The 12,350-nt window shown below is 34.3% G+C and carries 10 protein-coding genes; 7 read left to right on the top strand and 3 right to left on the bottom strand.

Annotation, left to right across the window (positions count from 1 at the left end; translation table 11 throughout):
- The first annotated feature begins 188 nt into the window (after window positions 1–188).
- From AC5ZCW_RS02895 to AC5ZCW_RS02885, 3 genes are all read left to right on the top strand, one after another.
- Window positions 189–1,067: a DUF808 domain-containing protein gene (locus tag AC5ZCW_RS02895; protein ID WP_496117805.1), complete on the top strand. Its 879-nt coding sequence runs from the start codon at window positions 189–191 to the stop codon at window positions 1,065–1,067.
- 334 nt (window positions 1,068–1,401) lie between these two features.
- Entirely contained in the window at window positions 1,402–1,812 is a 411-nt protein-coding gene (locus AC5ZCW_RS02890) for a hypothetical protein (RefSeq protein WP_496117803.1), read from the top strand.
- 182 nt (window positions 1,813–1,994) lie between these two features.
- A complete protein-coding gene (locus AC5ZCW_RS02885) occupies window positions 1,995–2,885 on the top strand; it encodes a carbon-nitrogen hydrolase (protein ID WP_496117801.1) in 891 nt (296 codons plus the stop codon).
- 313 nt (window positions 2,886–3,198) lie between these two features.
- On the opposite strand, the gene AC5ZCW_RS02880 is transcribed toward AC5ZCW_RS02885, so the two are convergent.
- Window positions 3,199–4,458 carry an OmpA family protein gene (locus tag AC5ZCW_RS02880; protein WP_496117799.1) on the bottom strand — a complete coding sequence of 420 codons (1,260 nt, stop codon included), beginning with the start codon at window positions 4,456–4,458 and terminating at the stop codon, window positions 3,199–3,201.
- A gap of 201 nt (window positions 4,459–4,659) precedes the next feature.
- Window positions 4,660–6,180 (bottom strand): choice-of-anchor I family protein, encoded by a 1,521-nt coding sequence (locus AC5ZCW_RS02875; protein WP_343543310.1) that lies wholly within the window; start codon window positions 6,178–6,180, stop codon window positions 4,660–4,662.
- 184 nt (window positions 6,181–6,364) lie between these two features.
- Here AC5ZCW_RS02875 and AC5ZCW_RS02870 point away from each other — a divergent pair, with 184 nt between their 5' ends.
- Entirely contained in the window at window positions 6,365–7,405 is a 1,041-nt protein-coding gene (locus tag AC5ZCW_RS02870) for an agmatine deiminase family protein (protein WP_496117797.1), read from the top strand.
- 214 nt (window positions 7,406–7,619) lie between these two features.
- Window positions 7,620–8,804 (top strand): endonuclease/exonuclease/phosphatase family protein, encoded by a 1,185-nt coding sequence (locus AC5ZCW_RS02865; RefSeq protein WP_496117795.1) that lies wholly within the window; start codon window positions 7,620–7,622, stop codon window positions 8,802–8,804.
- Between the two features lie 94 nt (window positions 8,805–8,898).
- On the opposite strand, the gene fahA is transcribed toward AC5ZCW_RS02865, so the two are convergent.
- Window positions 8,899–10,182: a fumarylacetoacetase gene (gene fahA, locus AC5ZCW_RS02860; protein ID WP_496117793.1), complete on the bottom strand. Its 1,284-nt coding sequence runs from the start codon at window positions 10,180–10,182 to the stop codon at window positions 8,899–8,901.
- Between the two features lie 109 nt (window positions 10,183–10,291).
- Here fahA and glyA point away from each other — a divergent pair, with 109 nt between their 5' ends.
- Window positions 10,292–11,566, top strand: a complete 1,275-nt coding sequence (gene glyA / locus AC5ZCW_RS02855) for a serine hydroxymethyltransferase (RefSeq protein ID WP_281632219.1) — start codon at window positions 10,292–10,294, stop codon at window positions 11,564–11,566.
- Window positions 11,567–11,714: 148 nt separating this feature from the next.
- Entirely contained in the window at window positions 11,715–12,308 is a 594-nt protein-coding gene (locus AC5ZCW_RS02850) for a MiaE family protein (protein ID WP_057122755.1), read from the top strand.
- The last annotated feature ends 42 nt before the right edge of the window (window positions 12,309–12,350 follow it).

Genomic DNA, 12,350 nt, shown 5'->3' with positions numbered 1-12,350 from the left:
AAAGAAGTTAGGTGGCGGGTGTTTCGGAACCATTATAGTTTTTATCATTCTTTGGGTTCTTTTAGGACAATGTAATTAAAGATTCTAGTACAGAAAAATACGAATAAAAAGATAAATTTTGATGCAATATAATTGGGCAGATTAAGGCAAAATGTCTAGATTCGCATCACTAAAAATAAATTTAAAAAATGGGTTCAGGTTTTTTCGCTCTATTAGATGATATCGCAGCAATTATGGATGATGTTGCAGTAATGAGTAAAGTTGCTGCAAAAAAAACAGCCGGAATTTTGGGCGATGATTTAGCTGTAAATGCAGAAAAAGCTTCTGGATTTGCATCTTCACGAGAGTTGCCTGTTTTATGGGCAATTAGTAAAGGTTCGCTTCTAAATAAAATAATTATTCTGCCAATTGCTTTTTTATTAAGTGCGTTTTTTCCAGTTGCCATCATGATAATTTTAGTTTTGGGAGGATTATTTTTAGCATATGAAGGGGCTGAAAAAATCTACGAATTTATTGTGCCTCACAAACACGAAGAATCGGAAGGAATAACTGATGAAGTATTGACAGAAGAAGAAATTTTAGTAATTGAAAAAGAAAAAGTGAAATCGGCAATTGTTACTGATTTCATTTTATCAGTCGAAATTGTAATTATTGCTTTGGGAACCGTAATTGGAAAACCATTGTTGTCACAAATCATTACCGTGTCCATTATCGCTTTAATTGCTACGGTTGGAGTTTACGGAATTGTAGCGCTTATTGTTCGTATGGATGAAGTTGGTTTTAAGATGATTCAGCACAGTAAAAAAGAAAAAAGCCTTTTAAAAAGTGTTGGAAATGTATTGGTTCAAGCGCTTCCAAAAGTAATTAAAGCACTAACGGTTATCGGAACTATTGCGTTGATTTTGGTTGCTGGCGGGTTATTTGTACATAACATCGAATTTTTTCACCACCTTTTACCAAACTTCCCATCAATTATAAAAGAATTTGCAATCGGACTTATAATGGGCTTTATAGTTTTGGCAATTGTAAATCTCTTCAAAAAGATTTTTAAAAAGAAAACAGCATAATTTTACATTAAAATATACTTTAACGAAAACATCAGCTCACAGCTGATGTTTTTTTTTGGAGCAGATTGATTCATTTTAAAGCCTCTCCATGTACTATATTTTTGTTTCGGATTGCTATCATAACTGCTATAGAAAGAGGTCATTTCTAAAGGGGTTGTTTAATGTTATTTTTGTTTTTATAGGAAATAACAGTAATTTTTAAATTTTTTTTTAAAAATAAATTACTGATTTATAGTTGTTTAATGATACGTTGTAACTTTTTAACATTTTTTATAAGCAACCTTTGCAACCAAGGCGCGTCTTCATAGTAATTAACAATTAATTATTATTTTATATGAAAAGTTTTAGATTAAAAACAGCTTTAGTAGTATTATTTTTATCAATTGGATTTGTTTCTTGCAGTAGCGACGATGATAAAGTAGAATCGACAGTTAAAACAAAAACAGCATTTGTAACCGAAATTAAAGGTCCGGAAACTGGAAAAGTAAATGAGGAATTAAGTTATGACGTGACTTTTATTGTAGATAACGCTTGTGGAGAATTTGATAAAATTAGCGAAACAACAATTGGTACAGACAAAGGATTGCAAGTTATAGCAAAATACGCTTCAGATGTTTGTACACAACAAATTCCAGATCCTAAAAAAACAGTTTATAAATTTAAATCTGCTGCAAAAGGAACTTTTGAAATTAAATTTAAGAAATCAGAAACTGAATTCCTTACTCAAAAAGTAGTGATCGAATAACAACTTGTTTAGTTGATATTTTTTTAGGTTGAAAGCCATTTTGCGGAAGTTTTATTTTAAACGGACGTGAAATGGTTTTTTTAATTTGAGGAATTGGTACTGATTTATTAGTTGTTATATAAAAGTTATCTACTTTGACATTCCTTTAAAAAGTATTATTTTTGCACTCTAAATTTTATGTCATGCCGAAAAGAAAGTATAAAATATCAGTAATTCAGTTAAATCTGAATGATGTTGCCGAAAATAATCTTAAAAAATGTATCAGCTGGGTAAGAGATGCTGCAAGTCAAGGTGCAGAAGTTATTTTATTACCTGAATTATATAGCAGTCATTATTTTTGTCAAAGTGAAGATGTAGATAATTTTGCATTAGCAGAGCCACTTTACAGCACTTCATTTATTGCATTCAGCGAATTGGCAAAAGAATTAGGAGTAGTAATTATTGTTCCTTTCTTCGAGAAAAGAATGGCAGGAATCTATCATAATAGTGCTTACATCATTGATACTGATGGAACAGAGGCTGGTTTATACCGTAAAATGCACATTCCAGATGATCCTCATTTCTATGAAAAATTCTATTTCACTTCAGGTGATTTAGGTTTCCAGGCAATCGAAACTAAAAAAGGAACTGTTGGAACTTTAATCTGCTGGGATCAATGGTATCCAGAAGCGGCTCGTATTACAGCGCTTAAAGGAGCAGAAGTTTTATTCTATCCGACAGCAATTGGATGGCATCCAAAAGAAAAAGAGCAATATGGAGAGAATCAATATGGTGCTTGGATGAACGTAATGAAAGGTCATGCAGTAGCAAATGGTGTTTTCGTTGCAGCAGCAAACCGAATTGGTCTTGAAAAATACCTTGAAGGAACAGAAGGAATTCAGTTCTGGGGAGCTTCTTTTATTGCGGGACCGCAAGGAGAAATTTTAGCTCAGGCTTCTCATGATAAAGAAGAAATCTTAATTGCTGAGGTTGATTTAGATCTTCAGGAAAATGTTCGTCAAAACTGGCCGTTCTTTAGAGACAGAAGAATTGACGCTTTTGGAGACATTACAAAAAGAGCAATTGATAAATAATTTGATTTATCTAAAACATATAAAAAGGACAAAATATACATTTTGTCCTTTTTTTTGTAAGCTTCGGAGAAGCGAAATATTTATAACACCTCAATAAAACAAAATGATAAAGCTCCAGTGGAGCGACATGCATTAGATTGTAAAAGAACATCTCGCTCTTCTGGAGCTTTATATCGTAAACGTATTTTTTTTTGCTATAAATATTTGGCTTCTCCGAAGCTTTAAATAAGTATTCAAAATCTATTTTTTATAATAAAAAGGAGCTATTTCAACACGAAATAGCTCCTTTTCTGCTTTTAGCTTTATATATAGATTACTTTACTTGGAAAGTAACTCGTCTCACGATTTGACGTGCTTCTTTAGAGCTTTTGTTAACAGAAGTATCTTCTCCGTTAGCAATAACATTCAATCTTGAAGCATCGATTCCAGCATTAACGGCTACTTTTTTCACAGCTTCAGCTCGTTTTCTAGATAATTCAGTGTTGTAGCTTGAGCTTCCAATTTCATCAGCATAACCAATAATGTCGGCAGATTTTCCAGGGTTGTTTTTCAAGTATTTCACTAAGAAATCAACACCAGATAAAGAAGAGTTTGTTGGTTTAGACGAATTGAAATCGAAATAAACATTTACATAGCCACCGTTGATTAATTCTTCAACTGTATTGTTTGTAGCTGTTCCAGCACCTTTTCTCTCGTAAGTTTTGTCTAAGTAGCTTTCTAACTCATCTGGGACACCATTTTGATTGGTATCAATAGATTGTCCTTTTGTATTAACAGCAACTCCTGCAATACTGTTTGGTTCTAAATCGTATAAATCAGCAACTCCATCTTTGTCTGAATCTATAAGACCAGTTTCGATTAAGTCAACTCTTTGTTCCAATTCACTGATTCTATCTTCTTCACCAACCCAGTCAGCATGTTTTTGGTTTTTACCTAGGTAGAAAGTTAAACCTATAGAAGCATTTAATAAAACGCCATCAAAAGAACCTGTGGTAGTATTTCCCATTCCGTCAAAGTTCCAGTTTTGTCTTCCGTTAACAATTCCGGTAAGATCACCTGTCAATGCTACTCGGTCGCTTAATCTAATTTGTCCTGTTAAACCAGCAATTCCGTGAGCCATGTAATCTTGTCCGCCAAATCCTGTTTCAGTACTAATTTGCGAAACCCCAAAACCACCATGCGCCAAAAGACCTATTGTGTTTGTCCAAGTTTCAAAATTTAAAGCACGTCCAACATTGATAACCCCTTGTAAACTCGCTCTAACGTAGCGGCTTTCAAAATCTGGAGTATCTTTTTTCTCTTTGAATTGATCGTAACCAACATCTAATTTTACCCCAAACTTTGGACTAAACATATATCTTACACCCAAATCTCCGTGAAAAAAGTTTAACGATTCTGTAGTATAACCTGGAGTCATTGTTCTGGTTGGTTTGTTAACCCCACCATTAAGTTCGATCGACCATTTGTTGTATTCTTGATCTACATTTGGTTTTGTAGAAGTAGTAGCCATATTTTGAGCACCTGCAGCAAATGATAGTAATAATAAGGATACTGATACTAATTTCTTTTTCATGATATCAAAAATTAAATTGTTTTTATTTTAAACTCTGAAACAAAATTAGAGGTCGAATTCTAGAAAGTGTTGTATATACCCTTACATAATTCCCATATTTTGGCTTTTAATTGTGTAAATTCGTTAAAATAAGTACAATAGAAGGCAAAAAAAAGGACAAAATTCACATTTTGTCCTTTTGCTATCCTTAAAAAAGAGTTATTATTTTAAATCAGGCTGATAAATTTTAACAGATCCGTCTCCTTCGCTGCTTACTACCAACAAGCTTCTTTTTGTCGGACTTTTTGAAGCTGGAATAAAAAGAATACCTTCTGGAGCATCTCCTGTTTTCACAGTTTGCAAATACTGAGGAGAAGTTGGGTTTGTAGCATCATATACCATAAAAGCATCAGATCTTTCAAGTCCTACAAACAGAATATTTTGATTTCCCATTTTAGCCACAACTACAGCTTCTGGTTCAGAACCTTTATCATCACTTCTTTTATCATCATATGTGCCAATTTCGTTAGTCTTTTTGTCAACATCATTTTTGCTGTCAAAAACAATTTTCCCTGTATTTCCGTTCCAGATAGAAAAAGATCTTCCTCCAAAACTTACCATTTGATCTAAATCTCCATCTCCATCAGTATCTCCCATGTCAGCAACAAGATTTAATCTTCCTAAATTGGTGTCTAATTTTAAAGTAGCTGCATCAGGGAAAGCTGTTGCGTCAAGTGTCATGCTTTTCATACGCTTCACATCAGTGTAAGCAGTGTATTCTCTTGCATCACCTTCGTTAGCGGTTACAAAATAAGGAACATTGTTTACAGTATAATGGCTGATCGCATCTGGCATATACAATCCTTTTACTTTCCAAGGATTAAAAGCAATTTTATTATCGCTATCACTTACATCAATTGCGTTTTCAGCTGTGTTATAATCTTTCATTCCTAAAGGATAAATAGCAGTAATCGTTTTAGAAGTTAAATCGACTTTAGCGACACCATTGTTTTCCTGTAAGGTTACCCAAGCCGTTTTAGAATCGTCTGAAATTGTAATATATTCAGGTTCGATATCTTGAGCAAAACTGGTTTTAGCAAATTTTGAAATTCTGAAGCCATCTTTTACCAATGTCGCAGCCTGACCAGCAAATGAAGCGAAGTCTAAAGTTGTAACATTGTAAGTGCTTGTTTCAATAATAGAAACGGTTCCGTTTGGATCTTGTGTGTAATCTGTATTTGGCTCGCCTTCATTTGCCGTCATAATATATTTTCCGTCTGGAGAAAAAGTAATCATATCTGGCAAAGCACCAACCGTTACTTGTTTAATTAAGCTATAATCTGAAGTATTAAAAACAACTACTTTTCCGTTTCCTTGTTTGTTTACAGTAGATTCTAAAGCAACAGCCAGTTTTCCATCAAAAACAGAAACGCTATTTGCAGCACCTTCATAAGCAACTAAATCAATTTTTCCGATTTTAAGTGGTTTTGTGGGATCACTAATATCGATAACGTCAATTTGATTAACACCGCTATTGTTTACTGTAAAAAGTCTTTTCGTTTTTTCGCAGTAAGCAGAAATTTCAGCAGCAGCTTCTCCGCCAATTGTAATCGAACCAATTTCTTTAAAAGTTCCTGGATTTTCGTTTACAACAACTTCTGGTTCGGTGTTTGAATTTTCATCATTGTTACAGCTTGCCAATAAAAAAAGAGCAGCTAATAATGAGAGAGATAAATTTTTCATGTGTTAGTTTTTAGTTTTGGCAAAAGTAATTCTGAGCTCTCTGTTAAATATTAAGTGTGTATTATTTAATCTTTAACTTAAATTTTGCAGGATAAGTTTTGTGAAATTACATAGGAATTTCAACCAAATGTTTTATAATCCTAACGAATGCTTATCTTTGCACTTTCTAAATTAGAATCTATTTATGTCAACAAATAATAGAAGATTTCCAGCAGAATGGGAAAAACAGCAAGGAATTGTATTGTGTTTTCCGCACAATGGTAACGATTGGCCAGGAAAATATGAAGCCGTTCAATGGGCTTTTGTAGAATTTATTAAAAAAGTAGCGACTTTTGAAACTGTTTTTTTAGTTGTAGCCGATGATAAACTGAAAGAGAAAGTTGCTGATATGCTTGAAAGAGCTCGCGTTAATACTGAAAACGTTTCTTATATTGTTCATAAAACAAACAGAAGCTGGATGCGCGATTCGGGACCAATTATTGTAAAAAATGGTTCAAAAAGAGAAGCGCTTAACTTTAACTTTAACGGTTGGGCAAAATATAAAAACTATCAATTAGATAAATTTGTTCCTGGTAAAGTAGCTGATTTTATTGATGTTCCTTTAACTCAAGTAATGTACAAAGGAAAACCTGTAATTGTTGAAGGTGGGGCGATTGATGTAAACGGAAAAGGAACTTTACTGACTTCTGAAGAGTGTTTGATGCACCCAACAATTCAAGTAAGAAATCCTGGTTTTACAAAAGAAGATTACGAAGCTGTTTTTAAAGAATATCTTGGAGTTACCAATGTAATTTGGTTAGGAGACGGAATAGAAGGAGATGATACGCATGGGCATATCGACGATTTATGCCGATTTGTAAACGAAGATACGATTGTAACAATTGTAGAAACAGATAAAAATGATTCAAATTACAAACCTTTACAGGACAATTTGAAACGTTTGCAGAATGCTAAATTAGAAAACGGAAAATCTCCAGTTATTGTAGCATTGCCAATGCCAAAACGTGTTGATTTTGAAGATTTAAGATTGCCGGCAAGTTATGCTAATTTCTTAATCTTGAATAATTGCGTTTTAGTACCAACATTCAACGACAGCAACGACCGAGTAGCTTTAAACATATTAGCAGAATGTTTTCCAGATCGTGAAGTAATCGGTATTAGCTGTATCGATTTTATCTGGGGATTCGGAACTTTACATTGTTTAAGTCAGCAGATTCCTGCATAAAAATAGTAGCCACAGATTATAGAATAATCGTTTTGATATTTTTAATCTGTAATAAAATTATCAGATATTCAGAGACTTTCTTATATAATTTAAGCTGTCACCAAATGTGGCAGCTTTTTTTTGTTGTATATTTAACAGACAGATTTGCCGTGTGTCCACACATCCTTCTTATATTCGTATGTTCAATAATGCAGAAATGCAGATTTAATTTTATATGAAGAAAATATTTTTTATCCTTTCCGTGCTTTCTTCCGGAGTTCTTTTTTCGCAGTCTGATTCACAAGACAAAAATGAACTTACATTTGCCACCTACAATGTAAGTATGGAATCTGATAATTATTCTCCCAAAGGTGCAATGGGAAAGTCGGAGCAGATGTTGATTAATCAACTTAGTTCAGGGCATAATACTCAAATCAGAAATATTGCCCAGATTATTCAGACTGTTAGGCCTGACATTATTTTGCTAAACGAATTTGATTATATTAAAGACCCTGAATTTGGTGTAAAGGCGTTTATAAAAAATTATTTGAACGTCGGCCAAGGTGGAGCAGCCGCTATTGATTATCCTTATTACTATTATTCGACAGTAAATACAGGCCAGCCAAGTCCTTATGATTTGAACAATGATGGAAAGTTGGATAATTTTGGAAATGATGCATGGGCATTTGGCATGTATCCTGGACAATACGGGATGATGCTTTTATCTAAATATCCTATTGATGTTAAGGCTGTTCGTACTTTTCAGCATTTTAAATGGAAAGACATGCCGGAAGCATTGATTACCAAAAAAGCAGATGGATCGGATTGGTACAGTAAGAAAGCATGGAAGGAATTTCCATTATCTTCAAAATCTCACTGGGATGTTCCTGTAGAGATTGGGAATAAAACAGTTCACGTTTTAGTCAGTCATCCAACTCCTCCTACTTTTGATGGAGATGAAGATCGAAACGGAAAAAGAAATCATGATGAAATCCGATTCTGGAGAGATTATATTTCAGACAATTCTGCTTCGTATATTTACGATGATAAAGGAGTAAAAGGAGGTTTGCCTCCAGATTCTCGATTTGTCATCATGGGTGATCAAAACGCTTCGCCAGTTGAAGGAGATGCTATGAGAGAAGGTATAAAATCCTTAATAGAAAGTCCGAAAATTAATAGCGACTTTACGCCTGCTAGTAAAGGTGGTGCTGAATTTAGTCCTAAAAATCCTTTTGGAGTTAATCATACGGCTTTTTGGAGAATGCGAGCTGATTATGTATTGCCATCCAGACTTGGTTTCAAGGTTGTTAATAGCGGTGTATTCTGGCCTGCAAAAGGTGAGCCAATGTCAGAATTAGTTGAAAAACGAGAATCAAGTTCAGATCATCGTTTGGTTTGGGTAAAAGTGGTTTTAGAATAAATAGCTTTTTCTAGATTAAATATAAAGCATAAAAAAAACCTTGGATTTCCAAGGTTTTTTTGTTTTTCTATATCTCTTCAGATTGCTCTGCTCTTCATTGTCTCGTAAATGGAGGTAAAAGCTGGCTTGAAACTTCTCCAAATCCAATTCTTACTTCGTTGTTTTCACAGAAACCGCGAATAATAACAGTATCATTATCTTCAATAAATTTACGTTCACTTCCGTCACTTAGTTTAAGCGGATTTTTTCCTCCCCAAGTTAATTCTAGCATAGAACCAAAACTATCAGGAGTTGGACCAGAAATAGTTCCAGAACCCATCATATCTCCAGAATTCACGCGACATCCATTTGAAGTATGATGCGTTAATTGCTGAGCCATAGACCAGTACATATACTTGAAGTTAGATTTTGAAATTATCGTTTCTTCTTGATTTTCTGGTTGTAAAGAAACTTCTAAATGAATATCAAAAGCTTTTTTTCCTTTTGTCTGCAAATATGGAAGCGGAGACGGATCTTGTTTTGGGCCTTTAGTTCTAAAAGGTTCCAAAGCATCCATAGTCACAATCCAAGGTGAAATTGAAGTGGCAAAGTTTTTTGCTAAGAATGGCCCAAGAGGCACATATTCCCATTTTTGCATATCGCGAGCACTCCAGTCATTTAGTAAAACCATTCCGAAAATATAATCTTCAGCTTCATAAGTTGAAATATTTTCGCCCATTACATTTACATCTGTAGTAATAAAAGCAGTTTCTAATTCAAAATCTACTAAACGAGATGCTCCGAAAACTGGTGTATCATGTCCAGCGGGTAAAGATTGTCCCATTGGTCTGTGAACTGGAATTCCAGAAGGAACAATTGTAGAGCTTCTACCGTGATATCCAACCGGAATGTGTAGCCAGTTTGGCAATAAAGCATTATCTGGATCACGGAACATTTTTCCTACGTTTGTAGCATGTTCTCTACTTGAATAAAAGTCAGTATAATCACCAATTAAAACTGGTAATTGCATTTCTACGTCTTCGATTTTAAATATAACAATATCGCGATGTTTTGTTGTATCTCTTAATTGAGGATTAGTTTCGTCGAAAATCTCAGCAATGCGATTTCGCACCAGGCGCCATGTTTTTTTTCCATCAGAAATAAAATCATTTAGCGTATCCTGCATAAACATATCATCGGTTAATTCTATTCCTTCAAAATAGTTTAATTGCTGTAAAGCTCCTAAATCTATGGCATAATCGCCAATTCTTGTTCCTACAGTAACGACATTTTCTTTGGTAAGAAATACACCGAAAGGAATATTCTGAATAGGGAAGTCGCTATTTTGTGGCACTTCTAACCATGATTTTCTATTGGTATCGTTGGCGGTTATTGGCATGTTTAATGTTAATTGTTTGTTGAAAAATTACATGTCAAATATATCATAATCTAGCTGTTTGACAAACGTTTTTTTGTATTTTTGCGTGAAATTAACGAAAAACAAAAAAATGCAACGCGACGAACAAATTTTTGATCTTATCCAAGAGGAGAAAGAAAGACAAATTCACGGACTAGAGCTTATTGCTTCTGAGAATTTTGTAAGTGATGAAGTAATGGCAGCAGCAGGGTCTGTTTTAACTAATAAATATGCTGAGGGTTATCCTGGCAAAAGATACTACGGCGGTTGCGAAGTAGTGGACGTTATTGAGCAGATTGCAATTGACAGAGCTAAAGAATTATTTGGCGCTGAATATGCAAACGTACAGCCTCACTCAGGTTCTCAGGCAAATACATCTGTTTACCATGCTTGTTTAAATCCAGGTGATACTATTTTAGGTTTCGATTTATCTCATGGAGGTCACTTAACTCACGGTTCTCCTGTAAATTTCTCTGGACGTTTATACCGTCCTGTATTTTACGGTGTAGATGCTGAAACCGGTCGTTTAGATTATGATAAAATTCAAGAAATTGCAACTAAAGAACAGCCAAAATTAATTATCGCTGGAGCTTCGGCTTATTCTCGTGATATGGATTTTGCTCGTTTCAGACAAATTGCTGACAGCGTAGGAGCAATCTTATTTGCTGATATTTCTCACCCAGCAGGTCTTATTGCAAAAGGATTAATGAACGATCCAATTCCTCATTGCCACATTGTTTCTACAACAACTCACAAAACATTGAGAGGACCACGTGGAGGTTTGATTTTAATGGGTAAAGATTTCCCAAATCCACAAGGATTAACAACTCCAAAAGGAGAAATCAGAATGATGTCTTCATTATTAGACTTAGCTGTTTTCCCTGGAAACCAAGGAGGACCTTTAATGCACATTATTGCGGCTAAAGCAGTTGCTTTTGGAGAAGCATTAAAAGATGATTTCTTTACTTATGCAATGCAATTAAAAAAGAATGCAAATGCAATGGCTGATGCTTTCGTAAAAAGAGGTTACAATATTATCTCTGGCGGAACTGATAACCATATGATGCTTATTGATTTAAGAAACAAAGGTATTTCTGGTAAAGAAGCTGAAAATGCATTAGTAAAAGCTGAAATTACAGTAAATAAAAACATGGTTCCTTTTGACGATAAATCTCCATTTATCACTTCTGGAATTCGTGTTGGAACAGCTGCAATCACAACTCGTGGTTTAGTTGAAAAAGATATGGAAACTATTGTTGAGCTTATTGATAAAGTTTTATCGAACCATACAGATGAAGCAGTTATCGAAGAAGTGGCTGAACAAGTAAATGATATGATGAGCGAAAAACCGATTTTTGCATATTAAAAATTAGTCAAAAGTCATAAAGTCGAAGGTCGAAAGTCTAAAAATGGAAAGTGAATTTCTATCTTTAGTTTTTGATCTTCGATTTTTCTTTTAAAGTTTTCCAATGACTTTATGACTTTCGACTTTCAAACTTTAAGACTTAAAAAAAATGGGCGTATTAAGATTACAATTGCCAACCGACCCAAGATGGGTAAATATTGTTGAGAAAAACATTGAAGAAATTTTAACAGATCACGCTTGGTGCGAGCAAAAAGCTGCAACAAATGCGATTACGATTATCACAAACAATTCTGAACATCAGGATTTAGTGAAAGATTTATTGGCTTTAGCCAAAGAAGAAATCGATCATTTTGAGCAGGTTCATAATATCATCATTAAACGCGGATTGAAATTAGGACGTGAGCGTAAAGATGATTATGTAAACGAACTTTACCAATATATGAAAAGAAGCGGCGACGGAAGCCGTGTTTCTGGACTTGTAGAAAGGTTATTGTTTTCAGCCATGATTGAAGCACGAAGCTGTGAACGTTTTAAAGTGCTTTCTGAAAATATTAAAGATGAAGAATTAGCGCTTTTCTACAGAGAATTAATGGAAAGTGAAGCAGGACATTACACTACTTTCATTACATACGCACGTAAATATGGAACAGGAATCGATGTTGAAAAACGTTGGAGAGAATGGCTCGCTTTTGAAGAATCAATCATTACCAATTACGGAAAAGGAGAGACGATTCACGGGTAGTTTTTTTAGTGTTCAGGCGCAGTGACAGTTTTCAGTTTCTGC

The sequence above is a fragment of the Flavobacterium sp. PLA-DH12 genome (genome assembly GCF_059511845.1).
This window is presented reverse-complemented; position numbering and strand designations above follow the sequence as displayed.